This window comes from Pseudonocardia sp. EV170527-09 (assembly GCF_008369905.1).
Taxonomy (GTDB): Bacteria; Actinomycetota; Actinomycetes; order Mycobacteriales; family Pseudonocardiaceae; genus Pseudonocardia.
This window is the reverse complement of the sequence record NZ_VRMC01000027.1, coordinates 1-25,648: the sequence shown is the minus strand read 5'-3', so window position 1 is coordinate 25,648 and position 25,648 is coordinate 1. Positions and strand designations below refer to the sequence as shown.

Below are 25,648 nucleotides of genomic sequence, written 5' to 3'. Positions count from 1 at the left end.
GCTCAGCCGACGACCGGGACCACGTCCGGCGCGCCGAGGCGGGCGGCGTCGGCGGTGGCGTCGTCGGGCATCTTCTGGCTCTCCCGCTCGGCCTCGACCCGCTTGACGTAGTGGTCGACCTCGCGGGCGATCTGCTCGTCGTTCCAGCCCAGGACCGGGGCGACCAGCTTCGCGGTCTCCTCGGCGGCACCCACGCCCCGGTCGAACGTCTCGATCGAGATCCGGGTGCGGCGGGCGAGGATGTCCTCCAGGTGCCGCGCGCCCTCGTGGGAGGCACCGTAGACGACCTCGGCGCGCAGGTAGTCCTCCGCGCCGGTGAGCGGCTCGGCGAGGGTCGGGTCGGCGATGAGGAGGTCGAGGACCTCGTCGATCAGCGAGCCGTACCGGCCGAGCAGGTGCTCGATCCGCACCGGGTGCAGACCGCTGCGCGAGGCCAGCTGGTGGGTGGAGTTGCGCAGCGCGGTGAAGCCCTCGGCGCCGAGCAGCGGGATCTTCTCGGTGCAGGAGGCGGGGACCTTCGCATCGAGCGAGTGCACGGCGGCATCGACGGCGTCGCGCGCCATCACGCGGTAGGTCGTGTACTTGCCCCCGGCCACGACGACCAGCCCGGGCACCGGGGTGGCGACGGCGTGCTCGCGGGACAGCTTCGAGGTCGCCTCGGACTCGCCGTGCAGCAGCGGGCGCAGACCGGCGTAGACGCCCTCGACGTCCTCGTGGGTCAGTGGCTGCTCCAGCACCTCGTTGACGTGCGCGAGCAGGTACTCGATGTCGGCCGCGCTCGCCGCCGGGTGCGCCTTGTCCAGGTCCCAGTCGGTGTCGGTGGTGCCGATGATCCAGTGCCGGCCCCACGGGATGACGAACAGCACCGACTTCTCGGTGCGCAGGATCAGCCCGGCGTCACCACGGATCCGGTCCCGCGGGACGACCAGGTGGATGCCCTTGGACGCGCGCACCTTGAACTGGCCGCGCTCGCCGGCGAGGCCCTGGGTGTCGTCGGTCCACACCCCGGTGGCGTTGATGACCTCCTTGGCACGGACGTCGAACCGGTCGCCGGACTCCAGGTCCTGCACGGTCGCGCCGATCACGCGGCCGGAGTCCTTCAGCAGCCCGACGACGCGGGCCCGGGTCGCCACGTGCGCGCCGTAGGCGGCCGCGGTGCGGGCGATCTCCATCGTGTGGCGGGCGTCGTCGACCTGGGCGTCGTAGTACTCCAGGGCCCCGACCAGTGCGTCCTTGCGCAGCGACGGCACGACCTTGCGGGCGCCGCGACGGGTCAGGTGCCGGTGGTGCGGCAGACCGCGGGCCCGGCCCGACAGCAGCCCGAGCGAGTCGTAGAGCGCGACGCCGGCACCGGCGTAGAAGCGCTCCCACACGTGGTGCTTGAGCGGGTAGACGAACGGCACCGGACGGACGAGGTGCGGCGCGAGGGTCTGGATCAGCAGCCCCCGTTCCTGCAGGGCCTCGGCCACCAGGCGGAAGTCGAGCATCTCCAGGTAGCGCAGGCCGCCGTGGATGAGCTTGGAGGAACGGCTCGACGTGCCGGACGCGAAGTCGCGGGCCTCGACCAGCCCGGTCGTCAGACCGCGGGTGGCCGCGTCGAGGGCTGCGCCGGTGCCGACGACGCCACCGCCGACGACGAGCACGTCCAGTTCGCGGTCGCCCATCGCCTGCAGCGCCGTGGTACGGGCCTCCGGGGAGAGCGCCACCGATTTCATGATCAGACCTTCCTGAGTGGTTCCTGCTCGCGGGTGTCCCGCCGGGGAGTACCCGATGAACACCCGTCCGATCGCGGGTGTGCCCGGTGTCGCCCCCACGTGTGGTGAGGGCGACACCGGGCGGGTGGTCCTACTCGACGTCGACCCAGCCCAGGGTCCGCTCGACGGCCTTCTTCCACCGGCCGTAGCCCTCGTCGCGCTGCTCCTGCGACCAGGTGGGCTCCCAGCGCCGGGCCTCGTTCCAGTTCTCCCGCAGCTCGTCGGTGTTCTTCCAGAACCCGACGGCCAGCCCGGCCGCATAGGCCGCACCGAGCGCGGTGGTCTCGGCGACGACCGGCCGCGAGACCGGCACGCCCAACACGTCGGCCTGGATCTGCATGCACAGCTCGTTCTGGGTGACGCCGCCGTCGACCTTCAGCGTCTCCAGTGTCACCCCGGAGTCCTTGGTCATGGCGTCGCTGACGTCGCGGGACTGGTAGCAGATCGCCTCCAGCGTGGCCCGGGCCAGGTGCGCGTTGGTGTTGAACCGGGACAGGCCGACGATCGCGCCGCGGGCGTCGGAACGCCAGTACGGCGCGAACAGGCCGGAGAACGCGGGCACGAAGTACACGCCCCCGTTGTCGGAGACCTGGCGGGCCAGCGACTCCGACTGCGAGGCCCCGGAGATGATGCCGAGCTGGTCGCGCAGCCACTGCACGGCCGAGCCGGTGACCGCGATGGAGCCCTCCAGCGCGTAGACCGGACGCTCGCCCTCGAACTGGTAGCACATCGTGGTGAGCAGGCCGGACTCCGAGCGGACCAGCTCGGTGCCGGTGTTGAGCAGCATGAAGTTGCCGGTGCCGTAGGTGTTCTTGGCCTCGCCGGGGGCGAAGCAGACCTGGCCGACGGTCGCGGCCTGCTGATCGCCGAGGTCACCGGTGATGGGGACCTCGCCGCCGAGGGGGCCTCCTCCCAGGGTCTTCCCGAACGCGGTCGCCGACGACGACGGCTTGATCTCCGGCAGCATCTGCCGCGGGATGCCGAAGAAGCCGAGCAGCTCGTCGTCCCAGTCGAGGGTCTCCAGGTCCATCAGCATGGTCCGGCTGGCATTGGTCACGTCGGTGACGTGCAGTCCGCCGTTCGCGCCGCCGGTGAGGTTCCAGATGACCCAGGTGTCGGTGTTGCCGAAGACCGCGTCGCCGTTCTCCGCGGCCTCGCGGACGCCGTCGACGTTCTCCAGGATCCACTGGATCTTGCCGCCGGAGAAGTAGGTGGCGGGCGGGAGGCCTGCCTTGCGACGGATGACGTCGCCGCGGCCGTCGCGGTCGAGCGCGGTCGCGATCCGGTCGGTGCGGGTGTCCTGCCAGACGATCGCGTTGTAGTACGGGCGCCCGGTGCGCCGGTTCCACACGACAGTGGTCTCACGCTGGTTGGTGATGCCCAGCGCGACCAGGTCGGACGCGGTCAGGCCGGTCTTGGTGAGCGCCTGCTGGAGACAGGTGTTGGTGCGCTCGATGATCTCGATCGGATCGTGCTCGACCCAGCCGGCCTGCGGCAGGATCTGCTCGTGCTCCAGCTGGTGGCGACCCACCTCGTTGCCGCCGTGATCGAAGATCATGAAGCGGCTGGAGGTGGTGCCCTGGTCGACGGCGCCGACGAACTCGGCCATGAGTTCTCCTGTGTGTCTCGAGCGGGTGGATCGGGGATGGGAGCGGCGGGTGCGCTCAGCGTGTGTCGCCGACCTCCTGCGGAGCGTCCTCGACGGGGATGTGGCGGTCGATCAGCAGCTTGAACAGTCCGCCGCCGACGAGAGCACCGACCACCGGCGCGACGATCGGCAGCCACCAGTAGGGCGTGCCGTCGCTCGTCACCCAGGCGGTGTCGTAGCCGGTGATCCAGGAGGCCAGCCGCGGCCCGAAGTCGCGGGCCGGGTTGATGGCGTAGCCGGCGTTCGCGCCCCAGGCCATGCCGATGCCCACCACCAGGATGCCGATCATGAACGGGGCCATGTTGGCCAGCGGGCCCTTGTTGCGCGGGTGGACCAGCGCGAAGATCACGAACACCAGGATCGCGGTGCCGACGACCTGGTCGAAGAACGCCGTCGTGATCGTCGTCGGGGTGCCCGGCGAGGTCGAGAAGATGCCCTGGGTCTCGGTCAGGTTCGGGTCGACCGAGCGGATGAAGTCCGCGTAGACGAACCGGACGATCAGCGCCGCGACGAACGCCCCGAGGGTCTGGGCCAGGACGAACGGGGCCACCTTGCGCCACGGGAAGCCCTCGTACACGGCGAACGCCAGCGTGACGGCCGGGTTGAGGTGTGCACCGGAGATCCGGCCGGCGACGTAGACACCGAGCATGACGCCGAAGCCCCAGGCCCAGGCGATCGAGTCGTGCCCGCCGTTGCTGCCGTCGGGCGTGGTCACGACCTGCGCGACGACGCCGACGCCGAACAGGATCAGGATCATCGTCCCGGCGAACTCGGCGCTCAGCTCGCCGAGCAGGGACGGCGCCTTCTCGGCGGTCGCCGGGGTCGCCCCTGTGGTCGGTGCCGCGGGTGCGGGAACGCCCGCGCTGTTCTCGGAGCTCGTCATCGAACCCCCTCCTGGTGAGTCCCCCTCACGGGACCGGGCGGCCCCGCCATGTGCTGCGCGACGCTAGGAGCGTGCGCGCCGGTGGGCAACGCGATCCGTTCGACGATGCCGAACGTTGCGGGTCGATCGGCCCATGATCGAGTCCGCCGGGCCCCCGGACGGCCTACGATCGCTGCGTGGCACGGGCGATCCAGTCGGTGGAGCGGGCGGCGGCGCTGCTGCGGCTGCTCGGCGGCGCGGGGCGTCCGCTGGCGCTGGCCGAGCTGGCGGCGGCGCTGGACCTGCCGCGCCCGACGGCGCACGGGCTGCTCCGCACCCTGCGGGAGGAGGGCCTGGTGGCGCAGGAGTCGTCGGGCCGCTACCTGCTGGGCGAGGGGCTGGGACGGCTGGGCACCCCGTGGGACCGGCACGACCTGCGCGCGCGGGCGATGAACTGGGCCGACGCGCTGGCGGCGGGCACCGGCTGCGCGGTCTACCTGGGCGTGCCGTCCGCCGACGGCGCCGGGGTCGACGTGGTGCACCACGTGTTCCGGCCCGACGACACGCCGCAGCGGTTGCGGACCAACACCACCCAGCCCTTGCACGCGACGGCGTGGGGTCGGTGCCTGCTCGCGTTCGCGCCGGCGTCGGTGCGGGCGGTCGAGCCGCTGGCGGCCTGGACCCGGGCGACCGTGACCGATCCGGCGGCGCTGGCCCGCGAGATGACCGCGACGCGGCGGCGCGGCTGGGCGGCCGACGCCGGCGGGTGGGAGCCGGGCGTCGGCGGGCTCGCGGTGCCGGTGCGCAGCGGGGGCGGGCTGACCGTCGCGGCGCTGGGGGTCGGCGCCCCGGTGGAGGAGCTGTTCGCCGCCGACGGCCGCGCCCGGCCGGAGGTCGTCGTCGAGCTGGTGTCCGCGGCCGCCGAGATCGCCGACGGGCTGGAAGGGCTGACGTGAGCGGCCTGTCGGCGGGGGAGCGGGTGGTGGCCGCGATCGACCAGGGGACGACGTCGACGCGCTGCCTGCTGTTCACCCGCTCGGGCCGGATGGTCGCGGTCGCCCAGCGCGAGCACCGGCAGCACTTCCCGAGCCCGGGCCGCGCCGAGCACGACGCGTCGGAGATCTGGCGGGCGGTGACCCGGGTGGTGCCCGCGGCGCTGCGCCGGGCCGGGCTGGGCCCGGAGAACGTCGTCGCGCTCGGCATCGCCAACCAGCGTGAGACGACGGTGATCTGGAACCGGCGCACCGGGGTCCCGCTGGCGCGGGCGATCACCTGGCAGGACACCCGGACCACCGACATCGTCGCCGGGCTCGCCGCCGACACCGACGCCGCCCGCTGGGCCCGGATCAGCGGGCTCGGCCCGGCGACGTACTTCGCCGGACCGCGGCTGCAGTGGCTGCTCGACCACGTGCCGGGCGCGCGCGAGGGCGCGGAACGCGGTGAGGTCCTGTTCGGGACGATGGAGTCCTGGCTGATCTGGAACCTCACCGGCGGCCCCGACGGCGGCGTGCACGTCACCGACGTCACCAACGCCAGCCGCACGATGCTGATGGACCTGCGCACGCTGGAGTGGTCCGACGCGCTGTGCTCGGCGCTGCGGGTGCCGCGGGGCATGCTGCCGACCATCGTGCCGAACGCGCGCGTCTACGGCCGGTGCGCGGGCCTGCTGGACGGGGTGCCGGTGGCCGGTGCGCTCGGCGACCAGCAGGCGGCGCTGGTGGGCCAGACCTGCTTCGCACCCGGCGAGGCGAAGTGCACCTACGGGACGGGCGCGTTCCTGCTGAAGAACACCGGCTCGCGCATCCCGGGCTCCGAGGCGGGGCTGATCCCGACCGTCGGGTACCTGTTCGGTGACCACCCGGTCTACGCACTCGAGGGCTCCATCGCGATGACCGGCTCGCTGGTGCAGTGGTTCCGCGACGCCCTGCGCATGATCTCCACGGCGGCCCGGATCGAGACGCTCGCACTGACCGTCCCGGACAACGGCGGCTGCTACGTCGTCCCCGCCTTCTCCGGGCTCTACGCCCCGCACTGGTACTCCGACGCCCGTGGCGTGATCGTCGGCCTGACCTCCTACATCGACCGCGGACACCTCGCCCGCGCGGTGCTGGAGGCGACCGCGTGGCAGACCCGCGAGGTGCTCGACGCGATGAACGCCGACTCCGGTCTGCCCGTCACCCGCCTGAAGGTCGACGGCGGCATGACCGCGAACCACCTGCTCATGCAGTGCGTCGCCGACGTCCTGGACCTCACGGTGGAACGCCCCCTGGGCTCGGAGGCGGTGTCCCTCGGCGCGGCCTACGCCGCCGGCCTGGCCGTCGGCTACTGGCCGGACCCGGAGGTACTGCGCCGCAACTGGCACCGGGCGGCCGCCTGGGAACCGACGATGGACCCCGGCCTGCGCCGCCGCGAGCACGACAACTGGCGCCGCGCGGTGCAGCGGAGCACGGGGTGGGCGCGCCCGGACTGAGCCGCGACGAGCCCGGCCCGCTCACGCGGCTCCGGCGCCCGCGTCGGCGCGTCACCCGGGCGCCGGACCGATTCGGCGCGGTCGGGACCGCGGTGCGTCCAGCCGGGACCGCCGCACCTGCTCGTCCGCCCAGCGGTCACGGTCGCGCTGCACCTGGCGCAGACCGTTGTCCGCGGCCCGCCCCACGGCGACGAGCACCCCGTCCGCCGCGCTGGCCGACAGACCGTCCAGGAGATGACGGGTGTCGTGGTCGTGGAGCGGGCGGTGCAGCACCGCCCGCGCCTCCGGCGAGGCCGCGACCACCTGCCGTCGGGCGTCGTGCGGGTCGGGATCGCGGTGGACGAGATCGCGCTCCTCGAGCCGCGCGAGGATCGCGGTGACGGCCGGCGCCCCGAGGCCCACGATCCCGGCGATCTCCGACCCGCTGAGCGTCCGGTCCCGCACCAGCGACTCGGCGACCACGAGGAGCTCGTTCAGGGTGAGATCGAGGCGTGCCGCGACCACCCGGAGCCGGTAGAGCGCGGTCAGCTCCCAGCGGGGAGGAGCGCTGCGAGCGCGGCGACCCGGTCGATCTGGTCGGGGTCGAGATCCCACGTCGGCGGAAACACTTCACGCGATGAACCATCTCCGGGAATCCATACCGGCTCGGCGGCTCCGGCCCCCGACCCGACCCCCGACCCGGCCCCCGACCCGGCCCCGGACCCGGCTCCGGCCTCGGCTCCGGCTCCCGACCCGGCTCCGGCTCCGGCCGGGATGTCACGGCCCGAGCCGGACCTGGGGATCGGACGGGGCCGGTGCCCGGAGAACCGTTCACTCCGTGAAGGGTTCTCGAACAGGGAGTCTGCCGGCGGAGGCGGGGGGTCGGCGGTCACCGGGTCGAGATACCACGCGGGCGGGCCGGACGGACCGGAATGCGGCGCGACCCTTCACGGTCGCGATCGCCGGACCACGTGGACACGCACCCCGGAGCCCGGGCGTCGCCGCCGCGCGGAGCAGCGTTCAGCGGGTGAACGCCCCGGCGCCGGTGAGGTCGGCGGTGCGGCTCTCGTGCAGGCCCCGGACGCAGAGGCCGGACACGGCCGCCAGGCCGGCGATCAGCAGCGACACCGGCCAGGACGCGCCGGTCGTGGCGACCAGGCTCGTCGCGAGCAGTGGTGTGATGCCGCACGACGGTCGACCGTCAATGGTCGACCGCGCCCCTGGGACGGCGTGACGTGAGCTCAGCGACCCTGCCGCGGGGTGATGACCCAGGTCCGGTCGCCCGTGAGCTCGCGCAGCTGCGCGACCCGGGCGACGACGTTGCGCAGCTCGACGTAGAGCGGCGAGAGCAGCAGGTACCCCAGGAACCAGCCGGGCCGGCGCAGCTCCGGCGGCGCCGCCTGCCAGGCGAGCAGCGTCTGGCCCGGGCCGACGGCGAGGGTGTAGACCGTCGTCGCCAGCAGCAGCGGCACGACCTCGCCGGGGCCGTGGTGGTGCAGGCCGAACGCCAGCACCGGCACCATCGCCAGGGTCACCCACGGGCACAGTTCCCGCCAGCCCAGCAGGAACAGCAGCCCGAGCCGGGCGCGCGCGGGCAGCCCGCGGGTGCGCAGCGCGGTGCGCAGGTGCCGTCGCGAGACCTGGAACCAGCCCTGTGCCCAGCGCAGCCGCTGGTGCCACCAGGCGCGCACGGTCAGCGGGGCGAGCTCGCGCGAGAGCAGGCCCGGGTCGACGACGCAGCGCCGCCCGGCCAGCAGCGCGCGGACCGATGCGTCGATGTCCTCGGTCAGCATCTGCGCCTCCATCCGGGTCGCGCGCAACGCCTCGGTCCGCCAGTACCCGTTGGAGCCGCAGAACAGGCCGAACCCGAACAGCCCGGCCCGCCCGGGGTGGCTCACGCCGTAGATGCAGGTGAACTCCACCGAGACCGTCCGGGCGACCCAGGACGCCGTGCCGTTGCGGACGCTGCAGTGCCCCTGCACGACGTCGGCGCCGTGCGACAGCGCCCGCCAGGCCCGGCGCAGCGCGTCGGGTGCCGGGTGGTGGTCGGCGTCGAGGATGCCGGTGACCTCGCCGTCGGCGGCCCGCAGCGCCGCGTTCACGTTCTGTGCCTTCGTGGTCGAGTCCGCCACCTCGACGACGACCAGCCGCGGGTCGGCCGCGGCGAGGGTCCGCAGCTGCGCCTCCACCGGCTGCGGCCCGGAGGTGTTGTAGGCGACGACGACGGTCAGCGGCCCGGGATAGTCCTGGGCCAGGGCGTGCGAGACGGTGTCGAGGATGGTCCCGGCCTCGTTCGGCAGGTACGCCGGGACGACCAGCACCGCGGGCGGCCACGGCGCGGCGGGCGCCGCCGGGGGACGGTACGGGCGCAGTGCGCGCAGGCCCTCCAGCCACACCGTCGTCGCCGTCATGACCAGGGCCGCGACGACGACCAGGTACGCCGGCCTGGTCAGGTCGGTCCCGAGCCGCCAGGCCGCGTCCAGCACCAGCAGCGGGAGACCGACCCCGGCCGCGGTCGTCGCGAGGATCTGGACCGGGGTGCGGAGCAGGTCGCGCAGCCGTCGGCGGGCCACGGGTGCCGGCCGGTGCGCCGGGCGCCGGCCGCCGTCGGACGGGACCGGCGGGACCGGCAGGACCGGTGGTGCGGCCGGTCCTGCCGGGCCGGGCGCGGGGAGCGGCGGGTCGGCGGGCCGGTCGTCGAGGGGCGGGGGCATGGCCCGGCCACGCTAGCCGGGAGGCACTTTGCGTGATGATCATGTCACGCAGAGTGTGTCCGTGTGGGTGAGCCGGCGCTGCTCGCCATCCTCCGATCCCCCCGACTAGCGTCGCGGTCATGAACGACACCGCCGTCGCCGCCGGGCGCCTCGCCCGAGGGCTGGAGCCACTGCACTCCCAGGTCTACTTCGCCGCCGCGGCCGAACCGGCCTACACCGCCGCGGGGCTGGAGCCGGGCCGGATGAGCTACTTCGCCCCGCGCGCCGCGCCCATGGGCGCGGTCGGGCCGTCGGTGGTCACCGCGACGTTCTACAACTTCTCCCCGCGGCTGGTCGCGAAGTCGGTCCCGCGGGCCTGGGAGCTGGCGTCCCCCTCGGATCTGCTCGACGTGCGGTTCGTCGTCGCCGACGCCTCGCTGCGCCGCACCCTGGGCGACGACGCCGTCGCCTCGCCCGAGATGGCCGAGGCCGCCGGGCTGGCCCGGACCGCGGCCGAGGCCGTCACCCCCGACGGGCGTCCGCTCGCCGCCGGGCACCTCGACGTGCCCTGGCCGACCGCGCCGCACCTGGTCCTCTGGCACGCGTTGTCGATCCTGCGCGAGCACCGCGGCGACGGGCACATCGCGCTGCTGGTCGAGGCCGGGCTGTCCGGGCTGGAGGCCCTGGTCACCGCGACCGCGACGGGCACCGGGTTCACCGTGGCCTTCGCCCGCGGCAGCCGCGGCTGGTCGGCCGCCGAGTGGAACGCCGCCGTCGCCGGACTCGCCGACCGCGGCCTGCTGCAGCCGGCCGACACGGCCGGGGACGACGCCGTCGAACCGGTCCTGACCGAGGAGGGCACGGCGCTGCGCAAGCGGATCGAGAACGACACCCACCACCTCGGCGCCGCGCCGTGGACGGCACTCGGCACCGACGGGGCCGCGCGGCTCGGGGAGCTCGGCGGGGCGTTCGTCCGGACTGCTCTGGCGAACGGCGCGTTCCCCGCCGAGGGGGTCTTCGCGGCGCGTCCGAAGGGCTGATCGTCGTCCGCGCCCGGCCTCACGACGGGCGCGGTGTCCTGACTGCCCGATATGGTGCGCTCCGCGACCGGCCACAGTGGCCGGCGCGGTGACCTGCAGGAGGACCTCCGGTGCTCGAGATCAGCGGCCTCGAATGGGCCGTCACGATCGGCGTGATCGTCGCGCTGCTCGCGTTGGACCTCGTCCTGGGCTGGCTGCGGCCGCACCGGGTGGGATTCACCGAGGCCACCGCGTGGTCGGTGTTCTACATCGCGATCGCGATCGTGTTCGGGCTGGTGTTCGCGACGATGCACGGCTGGGACTTCGGCACCCAGTACTTCACCGGCTACATCGTCGAGAAGAGCCTGTCGGTCGACAACCTCTTCGTCTTCGTCGTGATCATGACGACGTTCGCGGTCCCGGAGGAGCACCAGCACAAGGTGCTGACCTTCGGCATCGTGCTCGCCCTGATCATGCGTGCGATCTTCATCGCGGTCGGGGCGACGCTGCTCAACCTGTTCTCGTTCATGTTCCTGGTCTTCGGTCTGCTGCTCCTGTGGACCGCGGTGCAGCTCTACCGGCACAAGGACGAGGACCCCGACATCGAGGACAACATGGTCGTGAGGGGCGCGCGCAGGCTCTTCCCGGTCACCGAGGAGTACCACGGCGGGAAGCTGTTCACCCGGGACAACGGCCGCCGGGTCGCGACCCCGATGTTCATCGTGCTGGTCTCGATCGGCGGTATCGACCTGCTGTTCGCGCTGGACTCGATCCCCGCGGTGTTCGGGGTGACGCAGGAGGCGTTCATCGTCTTCACCGCCAACGCCTTCGCGCTGCTCGGTCTGCGGGCGTTGTTCTTCCTGGTCAAGGGTCTGCTGGACCGGCTGGTCTACCTGTCGGCCGGGCTCGCGGTCATCCTCGGGTTCATCGGCGTGAAGCTGATCCTGCACTGGCTGCACGTCGACATCTCGCCGGCCGTGCCCGAGATCCCGACCATGGTCAGCCTCGTCGTGATCCTGGGGATCCTCGCGATCGTCACCGTCGCCAGCCTGATCAAGACCAAGGGCGACCCGACGGCGACCGCGCACGCCGGGTCGCTGCGGGCCCGCAAGGAACGCCCCGAGCAGCGCGACTGAGCCGGTCCGGCCGGCCCGGCGCTCAGCCGGGCAGGCCGGCCAGGCCGGGCCCGCCGAGCGGGGTGACCTCGATGTAGTCCGGCGGAGCGGTGAGCAGCGCCAGCACGTCGCCGAGCCCGCTCTCGCCGATGTCGCGGCTCAGCGCCGCCTCCGACGACGCGGCGTCGGACCACATCTCGGTGACCCAGACGACGTCGGGCTCGTCGGGGGTGGCGTTCACGACGTAGGCGAGGCAGCCGGGCTGGGCGGCCATGTCGTCGGCGACCCGCAGCAGCGCGCCCGCCAGCTCGGTCCCCTGCCCCTCCAGGGCCACCATCCGCACGTACCGGCCGACCCGCTCGCTCGTGTCCACGGCGGCGACCGTAGACGGCCGGTCCGGGCCCCCGGGGGTCGGGGCGGGCTCTGCGCTGCCCATCCAGGACAGGACCCGACCGCGATCGGCGGCACACTGGTCGTCGTGATGGGGACATCGGCGCGGCTGCTGCGCCTGCTCGGGCTGCTGCAGGTGCCGCGCGACTGGACGGGGCCCGCCCTGGCCGAGCGCCTGGAGGTCGACGTGCGCACCGTCCGCCGCGACGTCGACAAGCTCCGCACCCTCGGGTACCCGGTCCACTCCACACCCGGGGTGACCGGCGGCTACCGGCTCGGCGCCGGGGCCGCGCTGCCACCCCTGCTGCTCGACGACGACGAGGCCGTCGCCGTCGCGGTCGGGCTGCGGACCGCCGCGGGCGGGTCGGTCTCGGGCATCGAGGAGACCTCGGTCCGTGCCCTGGCCAAGCTGGAGCAGGTCCTGCCGAACCGGCTGCGCCGGCGCGTCGCCGCGCTGGGCACCGCGACCTCGACACTCGCCGCGCGCGGCCCGACCGTCGACGCGGACGTGCTGTCCGCGCTGGCCGCCGCCTGCCGCGACCACGAGGTCCTCCGGTTCGACTACGTCGCGGGGGACGGGACCGAGACCCGCCGCATCGCCGAGCCGGAGGGGCTCGTGCACACCGGGCGCCGCTGGTACCTCGTCGCCTGGGACACCGGCCGCGACGACCGCCGCACCTTCCGGGTGGACCGGATGCGGCCGAAGCTGCTGGCCGGGCCGCGCTTCACCCCGCGCCCGGAACCGGAGGGCGGGATCGCCGCGTTCGCCCAGCGCGGCATCTCCTCCGGCGCCTACCCGCACCGGGCACGGATCGTGTTCCACGCCCCGGCGGAGCGGATCGCCGAGCACGTCACCCCGGCGTCGGGGATCGTGACCGACCTGGGCGGGGACCGCTGCGAGCTCGCGGCCGGGGCCTGGACACTGGAGTCGCTGGCGGTATGGCTGTGCTTCTTCGGCGTCGACTTCGAGGTGGTCGAACCGGTCGAGCTGGTCGAGCACCTCGACGCGGTCGCCGCCCGCCTCGGCCGGGCCGCGGACCACGCGCGTACGGGCGGCGCGGGCTGACCCGGTGCCCGCGCCGGAGCCGGGGGCGGGGTGTCCCCGGGGCGGCGGGGCGGGCCGCTCAGACCAGCGCGCGGACCGCGCCCACGGGCGTGCCGTGGCCGAGCACGTCGGTACGGGTCGCCTCGGTGAGCGCGGCCGACCCGGCGCCGAGGGACTCCAGCACCGCGCGGGCGACGACCGGCAGCGGCCGCGGCGACCCGTCCAGCACGGTGACGGCGAACGCCCGCCCGTCGGGCAGCGCCGCCGCCAGCACACCCTCGGCGCCGTCCTTGGCGACCAGGCCCGGCACCGCGCCGGCGAGCCGGGTCACCGGCCGGTCCGTGCCGGCGACCCACCACGGGTGCGCGCGGACCGCGGCCCCGACCCGCCCCTCGACGGTGCCCGGGGCGGCCGTCGCCAGCGTCGCGAAGGCCCGGGCCAGCCCGGCCGGGGTGCTGCCGAACAGCGGCGCGCCGCAGCCGTCGACGGTGGTGACCCCGACCGGCACCCCGGTCAGCTCGGCGACGGTGTCCCGGACCAGCCGCTGCAGCGGGTGCGCAGGGTCGCGGTAGCCGGCCGTCGGCCAGCCCGCGGCCACACACGCGGCGAGCATCCCGGCGTGCTTGCCCGAACAGTTCTGCAGCACCGGCGACGGCGACGTCCCCGCCGCGCGGGCCTCCGCGGCGGCCGCCGCCCCCAGCGGCAGGTCCGGGGTGTTGTCCAGGTCGGTCTCGTCGAGTCCGGCGCCGGCGAGGATGCGCCGCACGCCGTCGACGTGGCCGGGCTCGCCGGAGTGCGAGGCACAGGCCAGCGCGAGCAGCTCCCCGTCGAGGTCCAGCCCGGCTCGCAGCATCGCCACCGCCTGCACCGGCTTGAGCGCCGAGCGCGGCAGGAATGGGACGTCCGGGTCGCCGCAGCCGGTCACGGTGCCGTCGGGGTGGTACACCGCCACGGTGCCCAGGTGCACCGACTCGGCGGTGCCCTGCCGCTCGACGACGGCCAGTGGGACGGCGGCGGCGAGGACGGGCGGGACGACCATGTCAGCTCGCCGAGCGGTTGTCCTGCCCGCCGAGGAAGTTGAACCGGGGGAGCGGTCGCCGGCACAGGAAGGTGCGGGCGGGCGGCGGGTTGCGCCACTCGGTCGCGGTCTCCACGACCTCGTCGAAGTGGGTGTCGAGCAGGTCGCGCAGCACCCGCACCCGGTTCGGCAGCGCCATCCAGGTGATGATCATGCTCATCACCCCGCCCGGGGCCAGCCGGCGCGCGATCGTCCCCATGACCTGCAGGCGCAGGGTCTGCGGGAACACCGCCCACGGCAGGGTCGAGACGAACGCATCGACCTCGGTGATGCCGGCCTCGTCGAGGATCCGGTCCAGGTCGGCGACGTCGCCCTGCACGACCTCCAGCCACGGCTTGTGCCGGCGCAGGTGGGCGACAAGCTCCTCGTCGATCTCGATCGCGAGGTAGCGCGCGTGCGGGCCGAGGCGCTCGCGGATCGGCTCGGCGAGCACGCCCGGCCCCGCGCCCAGCTCGACGACGACGCCGTTCGTGCCGCGCGGCACCACCCCGGCGAGCTGGCGGCACAGCCGCCGCCCGGTCAGGAACGGGGTCGCGAGCTGGTCCATCTTCGAGAACGAGCGCTTGAAGAAGACGGCGTGGTCGGGTCGGGCCATGCGCACCATCGTGGCGGCCGCGGGCTCCGCGGTCATGTCGGGGCGACCCGGGTCACTCCGCCGCGGCCGCGACGACCGTGTGTCCTGCCGTGTGTCCTGCGGTGTCGGTCCTGTTAAGCACGACGGCAGGGGCTTTCGTACACGCTGGATCCACCGTATACAGAACGCATGGCATCGGATGACGCGCTGGTCGACGCCCTGCGTCGCGCGATCGTGGAGGGTGTGTACCCGCCCGGTCACCGGCTGGTGCAGGAGGAGCTCGCAGACCGCTACGGCGTGAGCCGCATCCCGCTGCGGGAGGCGCTGCGCACCCTGGTGGGGGAGGGGCTGCTGCGCAGCGAGCCCGGGCGCGGCACCTTCGTCACCGAGCTGGACCTGGCCGAGATCGACGAGATCTACGACCTGCGCCGGATGGTCGAGCCCAGCTTCGCCCCGCACGTCGCGGAACGGGTGTCGCGGCGCGACGTCGCCCGCTTCGACGGCATGGCCGGCGAGATGGACCGGGTCACCGACACCGGTGCCGCCGCCTGGTCGCGCACCAACCTCGCGTTCCACCTGGACATGTACCGGCTCGCCGGCCTGCCGCTGCGCTACGAGCTGATCTCCCAGCTCTACCACCGCCTGGAGCCCTACTCCCGGTTCTACGTGCACGGCACCGGCGCCTACGACCGCGTGCAGGACGAGCACCGCGGGATGGTCCAGGCACTGGCCGACGGCGACGCCGCCGAGCTCCGCCGTCTCGTGCTCGCCCACATCGACGGCGGCCAGGACGGGTTGCACGCGGCCTGGTCGGCCGACCGCGGCGAGCTGTCGGCGTTCTGGGCCGGACGGGACGCCCGGTGATCGCGCTGAACACCGACGTCGGAGAGGGCTTCGGCGCCTGGGTGCCGGACGACCGCCCGCTGCTCGACGTCGTCGACGCCGCCAACGTCGCCTGCGGCTTCCACGCCGGAGACCCGGACGTCATGCGCCGCACCTGCGACGACTGCGCGGCCCGCGGCGTGGCGGTCGGGGCCCACGTCTCCTACCGCGACCTCGCCGGGTTCGGCCGCCGCTTCGTCGACGTCGCCCGCGACACGCTGGTCAACGACGTCGTCTACCAGATCGGCGCGCTCTCGGTGTTCGCCGCGGCGGCCGGCACCCGGGTCGGGTACGTCAAGGCGCACGGCGCGCTCTACCACGCCACCGGCACCCACCCCGACCACGCCGACGCGCTCGTCGAGGCGGTCCGGCTCGTCGACCCGGGCCTGCCGTTGCTGTGCCTGCCCGGCACCGAGGTGTGGGAGCGCGCGCTCGCGGCCGGTCTCGGCCCGCGCGCCGAGGCGTTCCTCGACCGCGGCTACACCGCGGCCGGGGGTCTCGTCCCGCGCGGACGGCCCGGTGACCTGGTCCGTGACCCCGCCGAGGCCGCCGCCCGCGCCGTCTCGGTCGCCCGGGACGGGACGGTCACCGCCGTCGACGGGACCGTCGTCAGCGTCCGCCCGCCCGACGGCGCGGTCGCCGCGCTGTGCGTGCACGGCGACACCCCCGGCGCCGACGCCCTGGCCCGCGCCGCCCGCGACGCCCTGTCCGCCGCCGGGATCGGCTGCGGCGCGGGCCCGCTCGCCGGGGCTGCCCGGTGACCGCGCCCGCCGTGCACCGCGCCGGCGACCGGTCCTGGATCGTGGACTGCCTCCCCGGGACCGTGCGCGCGGTCGCCGACGGCGCCGCGGCCGACGGCTGGGACGCCTGGGTGACCGACGTCGTCCCGGCCGCGGCCACCGTGCTCGTCGTCGCCCGCCCCGGCACCCGGATGGCCGCGCTGCGCCGCCACCTGCGCACCCTCGCCACCGGCGCCGCCGCCACCACCGTCACCGACGCGGGCACCCCCGTCCCGTCGGCCCGGACGGTCGAGGTCGGCGTCCGCTACGACGGCGCCGACCTGCCCGCCGTCGCCGACCGGCTCGGGACCACCCCGGCCGAGGTCGCCTGGGCGCATGCCGCCGCGACCCACCAGGTCGGCTTCTTCGGCTTCGCCCCCGGGTTCGCCTACCTCGACGGGCTCCCCGACGCGCTGCGGCTGCCGCGGCTGTCCACCCCACGGCCCCGGGTGGAGGCCGGTGTGGTCGCGATCGCCGGGAACCAGACCGTCGTGTACCCGGGTGGGACGCCCGGTGGCTGGCACCAGATCGGCACGACCACGGCGGTCCTCTGGGACGTCGACGCCACCCCGCCCAACCGGCTCGGGCTCGGCGACCGCGTCCGCTTCGTGGAGGTGCCCGCATGACCGCGCTGCTCGACCCGCCCGCCCGCGCCGCCACCGTCCCGCCCGCCGCGGGACCCGCCCCCGGCCCGCGGCTGCGGGTGCTCGACGCCCGGCCGGGCGCCAGCGTGCAGGACCCGGGCCGCCCCGGGCTCGCGCACCTCGGCGTCACCGCGTCCGGGCCGGTCGACCGGGCCGCCTTCGCCACCGCGAACCGGCTGGTCGGCAACCGGCCCGGAGAGGCCGCCGTCGAGGTCACCCTGGGCGGTCTCGCGGTCGTCCTCGACGTGCCGCGCTGGGTCGCGGTCACCGGCGCCCCGGTCCCGGTCACCCTCGACGGCCGCCCGGTCGCCGACCCCCGCTGCGTGCGGGTCCCGGCCGGCGCACGGCTGCGGCTCGGCACCCCGCCGCGCGGGCTGCGCAGCTACCTCGCCGTCGGCGGCGGGGTCCGACCCGCCCCCGTGCTCGGGTCCCGCGCCCGGGACTCGCTGACCGGGCTCGGCCCGCCCGCCGTCGCCCCGGGCGTCGACCTGCCGCTCGGCCCCGTGCCGGGCGAGCCGCCCGCCGTGCCGGTCGAGCTCGCCGCGCCCCGGCTGCCCGGTCCCGCGACCCGGGTCCGGTTCCACTGGGGCCCCCGCGACGGCGTCCTCGGCCCCGCCGACCGCGCCCTGCTCCGGCACGCCCCGTGGCGCGTCTCCGGGCACTGCGACCGGGTCGGCATCCGGCTCACCGGCGCCACCCTCGCCGTCGGCGACCGATCGCTGCCCAGCGAGGGCGTGCCGCTCGGCGCGGTCCAGGTCCCGCCATCGGGCGAGCCCATCCTGTTCCTCGCCGATCACCCCGTGACCGGCGGCTACCCGGTGGTCGGCGTCGTCGCCGACGCCGACATCGACCTCCTCGGCCAGCTCCGGCCCGGGGACCCCCTGCGTCTGGACGCCATCCCGTCCCGGCGCGACACCGAAGGATGAGAGGTACCCCTGTGTCCGCACCGACCACGGAACCCGCCGCGATCGTCACCTCCGTGCGCCGCCGTTCCACCTGGCGATCCCGGTGGACGACATCGAGGCGGCCCGCGAGTTCTACGGCACCCTGCTCGGCTTCCCCCGCGGCCGCTCCGCCGAGCGCTGGACCGACTGGAACGTCGCCGGCCACCAGGTCGTCACCCACCAGGTCGGCGAGCCGTCGGACACCCCGCGCGCGGGCGTCGCCGGCACCAACCCCGTCGACGGCCACGACGTGCCGGTCCCGCACTTCGGGCTCGTGCTGAGCGTCCCGGAGTTCCGCGCACTGGCCGAGCGGCTGACCGCCGCCGGCACGCAGTTCGTCATCGAGCCGTACGTGCGGTTCGAGGGGGAGCCGGGAGAGCAGTGGACGATGTTCTTCCTCGACCCCGCGGGCAACGCGCTCGAGTTCAAGGCCTTCGCCGACCCCGAGCAGCTGTTCGCCGTCTGATCCCCACACGGTCGCGGCCCGTCCCCGGACGGGCCCGCGGCCGGGGTCATCGGCGGGATGCCGCCCGCCGATGACCCGCTGAGCCACCGGTGTCGCCGTCTCGCGCACGCCGGGTCTTCTCCGCCCACACACCGCGATCACGCCTGCCCGCAGCAGCGGGACCTCCACCGGGAGACACCCATGACCCTATCAAGCGACGCCCCCACCGGGCGGGCCGCCGAGAGTCCCTCCACCCCGTCGCCGAGCCCGGCCCGGTCCCGCCGCGCGGCGCTCGCCGCCGCGTCCGGGACCGCCGTCGAGTACTACGAGTTCGGCGTCTACGGCTACCTCGCCGTCGTCATCGGGCCGCTGTTCTTCCCCGGCGCCGACCCGGTCGCCTCACTGCTGTCGACGCTGGCGGTGTTCGGCAGCGCGTTCCTCATGCGCCCGCTCGGCGGCATCGTCCTCGGCCGGCTCGGCGACCGCCTGGGCCGCAAGCCGGTCCTGGTGTTCACGATCACCGGGATGGGCACCGCGACCGCCCTGGTCGGGCTGCTGCCGACCGCGGCCACCGCGGGCCTGCTCGCCCCCGCCCTGCTGGTCCTCGCCCGGCTCGCCCAGGGCTTCTTCGCCGGCGGTGAGGTGACCGGGTCGGCCACCTATCTCGCCGAGTCCTCCCCGGCGGGCCGACGCGGCTTCTTCGGGTCCTTCACGCCGGTCGGGGTCGCGCTCGGCGGCGGCACCGCCGCCCTGGTCGCGGGGGTCACCTCGACCCTGCTGACCGCCGAGCAGCTGAGCGCGTTCGGCTGGCGGATCCCGTTCCTGCTCGCGCTGCCGCTGGTGGTGCTCACCCTGGTCGCCCGGCACCGGCTGGAGGACTCCGAGGAGTTCGAGCAGAGCCGCGTGGCGGGCGAGCTGCCCAAGGCCCCGGTGCGGGAGGTGCTCACCCACCACCGGCGCGCGCTGGTGACCGTGCTGCTGCTGGCCACCGGGTCGAACGCGGGCTACTGGATCGGCCTGATCTTCATGAACATCTACCTGACCTCGGAGCTGGGCTACCCGAAGTCGAGCACGTTCTGGCTGATGGCCGCGATCGGGCTGTTCGTGGCGTGCCTGATGCCGCTCGCCGGAGCGTTGTCGGACCGCTACGGCCGCAAGAAGCTCATCGTCGCCGGGTTCCTCGGCTACTCCGTGCTGATCCTCCCGACGATGGCGTTGATGGGCACCGGCGACTTCACCCTGGCCGTCCTCGGCATGTTCCTGCTGGCCCTGCCGATGCCGGTCGTGCAGGCCGTCACCTACCCGACCTACGCCGAGCAGTTCCCGACCCGGGTCCGCTACACCGGCCTGTCCCTGGCCTTCAACGGCGGGACGATCATCGGCGGCGGTCTCACCCCGTTCCTCGCGACCTGGCTGACCTCGGTCACCGGTGACCCGCTCGCACCCGGCTATCTGCTGATGGTCGCGACGGTCGTCGCACTGCTGACCCTGCTCACCGTCCGCGAGACCGCCCGCCGGGAGCTGGCCCGGTGACCGCCGCGACGACGGCGCCCGCTACCCCGGCCGAGCTGCGCGCCCTGGCCGCCGCCGGGAGCTGGACCGAGCCCACCGCGGGCCTGTTCGGTGGGTACCAACAGGCCAACCTGGTGGTGGTACCGCAGTCGACGGCGTACGACTTCCTGCTCTTCTGCGTGCGGAACCCGACGCCGTGCCCGCTGCTCGGCGTCGGCGACACCGGCGACCCGGTCGTCACCGTCGGGGACACCCGGGTCGACGTCCGCACCGACTTCCCGCGTTACCGGACCTGGCTCCACGGGGTCGAGGACGGCGAGCCGACCGACCTGCGCGACCGGTGGCGCGCGGACTCGGTGGCGTTCCTGCTCGGGTGCAGCCACACCTTCGAGGAGCCCCTGGAACGGGCCGGGGTCCCGGTGCGGCGCAACCCGCGCTCGTCCGCGCCCGCGGTGTACGTCACGACCCGCCCGACCGTGCCCGCGGGCCGGGTGCACGGACCGCTGGTGGTGAGCATGCGCGCGGTGCCCGCCGCGCTCGTCGACCGGGCCGTCGAGGTGACGGCGCGCTACCCGACCGGGCACGGCGCGCCGGTGCACGTCGGGGACCCCGCCGCGATCGGGATCTCCGATCTGGCCCGGCCGGACTTCGGGCCGGAGCCGGTGGTCGAGGAGGGTGACGTGCCGGTCTTCTGGGCCTGCGGGGTCACCCCGCAGCTGGCCCTGCCCGGCTGCGGTGCCGAGTACGTGTTCACCCACGCGGCCGGACACATGGTCGTGCTGGACCACTCCGTCGACGCCGCCGCGGGCGCCGCTCCGCGCGGATGACGCCGCCGTCCCCCGCTCAGGCCGCGCGGGCGGGGGACGACGGTCCCGCGGGGAACAGCGCCGCGACCCGGGCCGCGGAGGCGTGCGCCCGCGCCGTGGTCCCCAGTACGCCCAGCACCACGACCGCGACGGTCAGCGGCACCACGACCGCCCACGCCGTCGCGACCCCGGCGGCGGTGCTCGCCGCGGTGGCGACCACGGTCCCGCTGATCGCGACGCCGAACGACTGCCCGGCCTGCCTGCTCGTCGAGGCCACCGCCGCGGCGACGCCGGCCCGCTCGGGCGGCATCCCGTTCACCGCCGTGTTCGTGATCGGCGGGTTGAGCAGCGCGAACCCGCAGCCGAACACCCCGTGCGCGACGAGCACGACCCACAGTGGGGTGGCGGGGGAGAGCTGGGAGAAGGTCAGCGCGACCGCCACCATCGCCGTCCCGCCGAGGACGAGCGGCAGCCGGGCCCCGCGTGCGGCGACCATCCGCCCGGCCAGCGGCGCGACCACCGTCGTCGCGACGGCGGCCGGCAGCAGGGTCAGCCCGGCCTGCAGGGCGCTGAGCCCCCGCACGTCCTGCAGGTAGAGCGCGGACAGGAACAGCAGCGAGCCGAACGCCGCGAACGCGCAGACCGCGATCACCGTCGCCGAGGTGAACGGGGCGCTCCGGAAGAACCGCAGCTCCACCAGGGGTTCGGGATGCCGCCGCTCCCAGACGACCAGCAGGACCAGCGCGACGACGGCCAGCGTCACCAGCCCGAGCACCCCCGCCGACGACCAGCCCAGCCGCGGCCCCTCGATCACCGCCGCCACCGTCGACCCGAGCAGCGCCACCACCAGGAGCTGGCCCACCGGGTCGGCCCGCCGCGGACGGGCGGCCCGCGACTCCGGGACGAGCCGCGCCGTCAGGACCCACGCCGCCAGCACCACGGGGATGTTCACCCAGAAGATCGCCCGCCAGCCGACGGTGTCCACGAGCAGCCCGCCGAGCACCGGGCCGAGGCCCAGCGAGATGCCGACCATCGCGCCCCACACCCCGATCGCGCGGGCCCGCTCCCGGACGTCGGCGAAGACGTTGGTGATGATCGACATGGCGACCGGGTTGAGCATCGCGCCGCCGAGGGCCTGCACCACCCGCGCCCCGATCAGCCAGCCGACCGTCGGAGCCAGGCTGCACAGCAGCGACCCGATGCCGAACACGACGAGCCCGGTCCGGAAGACGCGGCGGCGCCCGACCCGGTCCGCCGTCGCGCCGGCCAGCATCAGGAAGCAGGCCAGGACGACGGTGTAGGCGTCGACGGTCCACTGCAGCTCGGTGATCGAGGCGCGCAGGTCCGCGACGAGCGCGGGCAGCGCCACGTTGATGATCGTGACGTCCATCGAGACGATCAGGATGCTGGTGCAGAGCACGGCCAGGATCAGCAGCCGGTGCCGGCGTCCGGCGGGACCGGCCGGTACGACGACGTCGTTCCCCACGGCATCTCCTTGTCCGGAGCTAACGAACTGGGGTCGACGATAGCCTGCCCCGCGGTGCCGGGTGCTCCCCTGATGGCTACAGATGGGTGGCGTAGAAGCCGGCGAGACGGTCGACCGCGGCGTCGACGTAGGTGGGCTCGTCGTACATCTCGTAGTGGCCCGCCCCGTCGACCACCATGAGGTCCACGGGGTTCGGGGCCATCTCCCAGAGCCGCATGCCGGCCTCGTAGGAGCCGGTGGTGCCGACGCGACCGGCGAGAACGACCTGCAGGGGTTGGGTCATGAGCGGGTCGACCAGGTGGAACGCGTCGTACCCGAGGAGCAGGGAGTCCCCCCGTGCGAGGCGACGGTTCGTCGAGTACTCGCTCCCGCCCCGTTCGGTGCGGTAGTACCGGATCGCCTGCGTCGTGTCGATGTCGTCCACTCCGAGCGCGGCGGCCTCCTCGGCGTCGTCGGGGAGCCACTTCTCGCGGGTGAGGTCCCCGGCGTGGTTCTCGGCCGAACGGGCGTCCGCCATCGCGTCGAGTGCGGCGCCGGGGCCGTCGGACGCGAAGTCGCGGAACGCGGTGCCGATGTTCACCGGGACGACCACGCCCACCGCCCTGATGCGGTGGTCGGTGCGGGCGGTGTGGACGGCGTACCCGCCACCGGCGCAGATGCCCAGCACGCCGATGCGCCGGGGGTCGATGCCGGCCGTGGTGTCGAGCGCGTCGAGTGCGTAGCTGATGTCCTCGCCCCGCCGGTACGGGTCCTCGAGGTCGCGCGGCTCGCCACCACTGCGGCCCTGGTGGGCGGGGTCGAGGACGAGCGCGGCGATGCCGCGGTCGGCGAGGCGGCGGGCGTAGTGGGCGCCGATCTGCTCCTTGACGCTGCTGCCCGGGGTCGACAGCACCACGGCACGCCGGGGAGCCGACCCGTCGGTGCCGGGGGGCAGGTGGAGGTCGGCGGCGAGCTGGATGGGCCCGCGCGGGATCGTGATGTGTTGCAGTGGCACGGGAGCCCCTCCGTCTAGGGTCGACAGCGTCGAAGTTCGACATGCAGGTAGTTCGACTTTGACTCTGTTCGACATCGTACGGAATGGGAGGCCCTCGTGTCGGTCGACGCCGCGCAGCTGTGGTCGCTGAACCATCGGCTGCTGACCGTCGTGCTGGAGGAGTGCGTCGCCGACCTGGCGGAGCTGGGCCTGGAGACGAAGGAGTTCTTCGTCCTCGCCGAGGTCGCCACGTCCCCCTACCCGGCCCAGCTCGCCGCGACGCTGGTCATCCCGAAGGCGAGCGTGACGGCGTACGTGCGCACCCTGGTCGGCCTCGGCTACCTGCGCCGGGAGATCGACGACGCCGATCTGCGCCGCCACCGGCTCGTCCTGACCGCCGAGGGGGAGGCCGCCCGCGACCGGGCGCTCGCCGCGCTGGCGCGGGAGTTCGACCGCAGGCTCGCGCGGATCCCGCCGCAGGACCGGGCCGAGCTGGCACGGATCCTGCTCGCCCTGCTCGGACCGGTGGAGTAGACCGCCGGGGCCGGGACCTCGCAGGATCTCGTCGGGGGCCGGCAGTCCCGTGGCCCGCTAGCCTCGCAGCTGCCCGCCGACGTCGCCGTGGAGCTCGTCCGGAAGGTCGACGACCGCGCGGCGGCGGCCGTCGCGGCGCACCCGGACCGCTTCGCCGCCTTCGCCGCGCTGCCGACTGCCGTGCCGGACGCCGCCGCCGACGAGCTCGACCGCGCCGTCGGTGAGCTCGGGTTCGTCGGATCCATGATCAACGGCCGGACCGGGGACGGGTTCCTCGACGAGCCCCGGTTCGACCCCGTCCTGCGGCGGTCGGCGGAGCTGCGGGTGCCCATCTACCTGCACCCGGGCGTCCCGCCGGTCGAGACCTCCCGGTCGAACTACGAGGGCGGGCTGGCCCGATCGTCACGGCCCGGCTGCAGACGAGTGCCTGGGGCGGCCACTGGGGCGAGATGGTCCCCTTCTACCTCGAGCGGATCGAGGAGGCCCTGCCGTAGCGGATCACCCGCCTGGACCGTCCGGTCGGGGACTACTTCCGGGAGAACGTCCACATCACCCCGAGCGGGATGTTCAACCAGGCCCAGCTCCGGTTCTGCGTCGAGACGGTCGGGGTGGACCGGATCATGTTCAGCGTCGACTACCCGATGCTGGGCAACGACGGCGCCCGGGCGTTCCTCCGCGAGGCGGACCTGCCCCCGCTCGCGATGGAGAAGATCGCCCACCTCAACGCCGAACGGCTGCTGGCCCTGCCGAGCTGAGCACGGCCGGGAACCGTCGGCACCATGAGCTGCAGGGGCCAGGACGAGCTGTGGGGGCAGGACGATGACGTCCTACCCCCACAGAATCGGTGGTGCGCCGTCAGGGACTTGAACCCCGAACCCGCTGGTTAAGAGCCAGCTGCTCTGCCAATTGAGCTAACGGCGCGTGCTATTCGGTTGTGATCGTGCGTGCGCCGTCAGGGACTCGAACCCCGAACCCGCTGGTTAAGAGCCAGCTGCTCTGCCAATTGAGCTAACGGCGCATGTGTACTTGTCCGTCGCACGGCTCTGCTGCTGCAGAATCGGCGACCGGGTGAGTGACGGGACTTGAACCCGCGGCCCCCTGGACCACAACCAGGTGCTCTACCAACTGAGCTACACCCACCATCGCGATCTCCCGGACTCCCGGAAGCGCTGGAGAAACTATAGACCGGGGTCCGTGGGAGCCCTCAGCCGGGGGTCGTACCGGTCTGCGGGGGTGCCGCGACGTGCGCGACGGCGGCCGCCGCGGCCTGCGCCTGCTCGGTCGTCGGACCGGGCGGGGCCACGAACAGCGCCTGCCGGTAGTAGGCCAGCTCGCGGATCGACTCGCGGATGTCGGCGAGCGCGCGGTGCGCGAGGCCCTTCTCCGGCTTGGCGTAGAACACCCGGGGGAACCAGCGCCGTGCCAGCTCCTTCACCGAGCTGACGTCGATCATCCGGTAGTGCAGGTACCCGTCGAGCTCGGTCATGTCCCGGGCGATGAAGCCGCGGTCGGTGGCGATCGAGTTGCCGGCCAGCGGCGCGGACCGGGCGTCCGGGACGTGGGTGCGGACGTAGTCGAGCACCATCTTCTCGGCCTGCTCGACCGTGACCGTCGCGCGCCGGACCTCCTCGGTCAGCCCGGACCGGGCGTGCATGTCGCGCACGACGTCGGGCATCGCGTCGAGCTTCGCGTCGTCGCAGGCGATGACGACGTCCACGCCCTCGCCGAGAATGTTCAGGTCGCCGTCGGTGACCAGGGCTGCGATCTCGATGAGGGCGTCGGACCCCAGATCGAGCCCGGTCATCTCGCAGTCGATCCACACCAGCCGATCGGTCATCGTCACAGCCTAGTTGTGATGTCCAGGGAGGTTGGTCAGCCTGGTGACTGGTGGCTGGCCGCCGATGGTGGAGTGAGCGCGGTGGTGATTGTAGAAGTGCAGCCAGCCGGGTAGGGCGTCGTTGCGTTGGCGGGTCGACTCATAGAGTCGGGCGTAGGCCCAGCCGTCGGCCAGGGTCC

26 protein-coding genes, 3 tRNA genes and 1 pseudogene are annotated in these 25,648 nt (G+C 74.1%); 15 read left to right on the top strand and 15 right to left on the bottom strand.

Annotation, left to right across the window (positions count from 1 at the left end; translation table 11 throughout):
• Positions 1 to 2: 2 nt before the first annotated feature.
• From FVA95_RS10880 to FVA95_RS10870, 3 genes are all read right to left on the bottom strand, one after another.
• On the bottom strand, positions 3 to 1,715 hold the full coding sequence (locus tag FVA95_RS10880) for a glycerol-3-phosphate dehydrogenase/oxidase (protein WP_149664099.1): 1,713 nt from the start codon (positions 1,713 to 1,715) through the stop codon (positions 3 to 5).
• A 130-nt stretch (positions 1,716 to 1,845) separates the two neighbouring features.
• Complete coding sequence (gene glpK / locus FVA95_RS10875; protein ID WP_149664098.1) at positions 1,846 to 3,363, bottom strand: glycerol kinase GlpK; 1,518 nt, start codon at positions 3,361 to 3,363, stop codon at positions 1,846 to 1,848.
• 55 nt (positions 3,364 to 3,418) lie between these two features.
• On the bottom strand, positions 3,419 to 4,159 hold the full coding sequence (locus tag FVA95_RS10870; protein ID WP_240051412.1) for an MIP/aquaporin family protein: 741 nt from the start codon (positions 4,157 to 4,159) through the stop codon (positions 3,419 to 3,421).
• Positions 4,160 to 4,461: 302 nt separating this feature from the next.
• Between FVA95_RS10870 and FVA95_RS10865 the strand changes: the two genes are divergently transcribed.
• Positions 4,462 to 5,220, top strand: coding sequence for an IclR family transcriptional regulator (locus tag FVA95_RS10865; RefSeq protein WP_149664096.1), 759 nt, complete (start codon positions 4,462 to 4,464; stop codon positions 5,218 to 5,220).
• Positions 5,217 to 6,734 carry a glycerol kinase GlpK gene (gene glpK, locus FVA95_RS10860; RefSeq protein WP_149664095.1) on the top strand — a complete coding sequence of 506 codons (1,518 nt, stop codon included), beginning with the start codon at positions 5,217 to 5,219 and terminating at the stop codon, positions 6,732 to 6,734. Before FVA95_RS10865 ends, glpK (FVA95_RS10860) begins: the two co-directional genes overlap by 4 nt.
• A gap of 51 nt (positions 6,735 to 6,785) precedes the next feature.
• Here glpK (FVA95_RS10860) and FVA95_RS10855 read toward each other — a convergent pair whose 3' ends face one another.
• Both FVA95_RS10855 and FVA95_RS10845 read right to left on the bottom strand, forming a co-directional pair.
• Positions 6,786 to 7,238, bottom strand: coding sequence for a MarR family winged helix-turn-helix transcriptional regulator (locus FVA95_RS10855; RefSeq protein WP_161992268.1), 453 nt, complete (start codon positions 7,236 to 7,238; stop codon positions 6,786 to 6,788).
• Positions 7,239 to 7,954: 716 nt separating this feature from the next.
• Positions 7,955 to 9,427, bottom strand: coding sequence for a glycosyltransferase (locus FVA95_RS10845; protein WP_149664093.1), 1,473 nt, complete (start codon positions 9,425 to 9,427; stop codon positions 7,955 to 7,957).
• 119 nt (positions 9,428 to 9,546) lie between these two features.
• Here FVA95_RS10845 and FVA95_RS10840 point away from each other — a divergent pair, with 119 nt between their 5' ends.
• Both FVA95_RS10840 and FVA95_RS10835 read left to right on the top strand, forming a co-directional pair.
• Positions 9,547 to 10,446 carry a hypothetical protein gene (locus FVA95_RS10840; RefSeq protein ID WP_149664092.1) on the top strand — a complete coding sequence of 300 codons (900 nt, stop codon included), beginning with the start codon at positions 9,547 to 9,549 and terminating at the stop codon, positions 10,444 to 10,446.
• Between the two features lie 110 nt (positions 10,447 to 10,556).
• The gene (locus FVA95_RS10835) at positions 10,557 to 11,561 is read left to right on the top strand and encodes a TerC family protein (RefSeq protein ID WP_149664091.1); all 1,005 of its coding nucleotides are present in this window, start codon (positions 10,557 to 10,559) and stop codon (positions 11,559 to 11,561) included.
• A 22-nt stretch (positions 11,562 to 11,583) separates the two neighbouring features.
• On the opposite strand, the gene FVA95_RS10830 is transcribed toward FVA95_RS10835, so the two are convergent.
• Positions 11,584 to 11,913 carry a putative quinol monooxygenase gene (locus tag FVA95_RS10830; protein ID WP_020623433.1) on the bottom strand — a complete coding sequence of 110 codons (330 nt, stop codon included), beginning with the start codon at positions 11,911 to 11,913 and terminating at the stop codon, positions 11,584 to 11,586.
• A 105-nt stretch (positions 11,914 to 12,018) separates the two neighbouring features.
• Between FVA95_RS10830 and FVA95_RS10825 the strand changes: the two genes are divergently transcribed.
• Entirely contained in the window at positions 12,019 to 12,996 is a 978-nt protein-coding gene (locus FVA95_RS10825) for a YafY family protein (protein WP_164514853.1), read from the top strand.
• 58 nt (positions 12,997 to 13,054) lie between these two features.
• Here FVA95_RS10825 and FVA95_RS10820 read toward each other — a convergent pair whose 3' ends face one another.
• Entirely contained in the window at positions 13,055 to 14,014 is a 960-nt protein-coding gene (locus FVA95_RS10820) for an asparaginase (RefSeq protein WP_149664090.1), read from the bottom strand.
• A 1-nt stretch (position 14,015) separates the two neighbouring features.
• Positions 14,016 to 14,648, bottom strand: coding sequence for a class I SAM-dependent methyltransferase (locus tag FVA95_RS10815; protein WP_161992267.1), 633 nt, complete (start codon positions 14,646 to 14,648; stop codon positions 14,016 to 14,018).
• Positions 14,649 to 14,816: 168 nt separating this feature from the next.
• On the opposite strand from FVA95_RS10815, the gene FVA95_RS10810 reads away from it, so the two are divergent.
• The 7 genes from FVA95_RS10810 to FVA95_RS10780 all read left to right on the top strand — a co-directional run bounded on the left by FVA95_RS10810 (position 14,817) and on the right by FVA95_RS10780 (position 20,660).
• Positions 14,817 to 15,491 carry a GntR family transcriptional regulator gene (locus tag FVA95_RS10810; RefSeq protein WP_149664088.1) on the top strand — a complete coding sequence of 225 codons (675 nt, stop codon included), beginning with the start codon at positions 14,817 to 14,819 and terminating at the stop codon, positions 15,489 to 15,491.
• Positions 15,488 to 16,270, top strand: coding sequence for a LamB/YcsF family protein (locus FVA95_RS10805; RefSeq protein WP_370460854.1), 783 nt, complete (start codon positions 15,488 to 15,490; stop codon positions 16,268 to 16,270). The genes FVA95_RS10810 and FVA95_RS10805 overlap by 4 nt, the downstream gene beginning before the upstream one ends.
• The gene (locus FVA95_RS10800; protein ID WP_161992266.1) at positions 16,267 to 16,914 is read left to right on the top strand and encodes an allophanate hydrolase subunit 1; all 648 of its coding nucleotides are present in this window, start codon (positions 16,267 to 16,269) and stop codon (positions 16,912 to 16,914) included. Before FVA95_RS10805 ends, FVA95_RS10800 begins: the two co-directional genes overlap by 4 nt.
• Positions 16,911 to 17,858: a biotin-dependent carboxyltransferase family protein gene (locus FVA95_RS10795; protein WP_149664086.1), complete on the top strand. Its 948-nt coding sequence runs from the start codon at positions 16,911 to 16,913 to the stop codon at positions 17,856 to 17,858. Before FVA95_RS10800 ends, FVA95_RS10795 begins: the two co-directional genes overlap by 4 nt.
• Positions 17,859 to 17,928: 70 nt before the next feature.
• Positions 17,929 to 18,342: a VOC family protein gene (locus FVA95_RS10790; protein WP_149664085.1), complete on the top strand. Its 414-nt coding sequence runs from the start codon at positions 17,929 to 17,931 to the stop codon at positions 18,340 to 18,342.
• 180 nt (positions 18,343 to 18,522) lie between these two features.
• Positions 18,523 to 19,854 carry an MFS transporter gene (locus FVA95_RS10785; protein WP_149664084.1) on the top strand — a complete coding sequence of 444 codons (1,332 nt, stop codon included), beginning with the start codon at positions 18,523 to 18,525 and terminating at the stop codon, positions 19,852 to 19,854.
• Positions 19,851 to 20,660 (top strand): D-glutamate cyclase family protein, encoded by an 810-nt coding sequence (locus FVA95_RS10780; RefSeq protein ID WP_149664083.1) that lies wholly within the window; start codon positions 19,851 to 19,853, stop codon positions 20,658 to 20,660. Before FVA95_RS10785 ends, FVA95_RS10780 begins: the two co-directional genes overlap by 4 nt.
• Before the next feature lie 16 nt (positions 20,661 to 20,676).
• On the opposite strand, the gene FVA95_RS10775 is transcribed toward FVA95_RS10780, so the two are convergent.
• Positions 20,677 to 22,125, bottom strand: coding sequence for an MFS transporter (locus tag FVA95_RS10775; RefSeq protein ID WP_304627178.1), 1,449 nt, complete (start codon positions 22,123 to 22,125; stop codon positions 20,677 to 20,679).
• Positions 22,126 to 22,201: 76 nt separating this feature from the next.
• Positions 22,202 to 23,119, bottom strand: a complete 918-nt coding sequence (locus FVA95_RS10770; RefSeq protein WP_164514852.1) for an alpha/beta hydrolase — start codon at positions 23,117 to 23,119, stop codon at positions 22,202 to 22,204.
• A 96-nt stretch (positions 23,120 to 23,215) separates the two neighbouring features.
• On the opposite strand from FVA95_RS10770, the gene FVA95_RS10765 reads away from it, so the two are divergent.
• From FVA95_RS10765 to FVA95_RS32835, 3 genes and pseudogenes are all read left to right on the top strand, one after another.
• Complete coding sequence (locus FVA95_RS10765) at positions 23,216 to 23,632, top strand: MarR family winged helix-turn-helix transcriptional regulator (RefSeq protein WP_149664081.1); 417 nt, start codon at positions 23,216 to 23,218, stop codon at positions 23,630 to 23,632.
• Positions 23,633 to 23,719: 87 nt separating this feature from the next.
• A pseudogene (locus FVA95_RS32840) lies at positions 23,720 to 23,929 on the top strand (amidohydrolase family protein); the annotation flags it as partial.
• 266 nt (positions 23,930 to 24,195) lie between these two features.
• Positions 24,196 to 24,387, top strand: a complete 192-nt coding sequence (locus tag FVA95_RS32835; RefSeq protein WP_240051405.1) for an amidohydrolase family protein — start codon at positions 24,196 to 24,198, stop codon at positions 24,385 to 24,387.
• A 90-nt stretch (positions 24,388 to 24,477) separates the two neighbouring features.
• Here the strand turns inward: FVA95_RS32835 and FVA95_RS10755 are convergent.
• The 5 genes from FVA95_RS10755 to FVA95_RS10735 form a co-directional block, all read right to left on the bottom strand.
• A tRNA-Lys gene (locus FVA95_RS10755) sits at positions 24,478 to 24,553 on the bottom strand.
• Positions 24,554 to 24,577: 24 nt separating this feature from the next.
• Positions 24,578 to 24,650, bottom strand: a tRNA-Lys gene (locus FVA95_RS10750).
• A gap of 49 nt (positions 24,651 to 24,699) precedes the next feature.
• Positions 24,700 to 24,772 (bottom strand) — tRNA-His (locus tag FVA95_RS10745).
• Between the two features lie 64 nt (positions 24,773 to 24,836).
• Positions 24,837 to 25,469 carry an oligoribonuclease gene (orn, locus tag FVA95_RS10740; RefSeq protein WP_043280303.1) on the bottom strand — a complete coding sequence of 211 codons (633 nt, stop codon included), beginning with the start codon at positions 25,467 to 25,469 and terminating at the stop codon, positions 24,837 to 24,839.
• A gap of 9 nt (positions 25,470 to 25,478) precedes the next feature.
• Positions 25,479 to 25,648, bottom strand: a 170-nt coding sequence (locus tag FVA95_RS10735) for an integrase core domain-containing protein (protein ID WP_149664080.1), incomplete at its 5' end; no start/stop codon positions are given.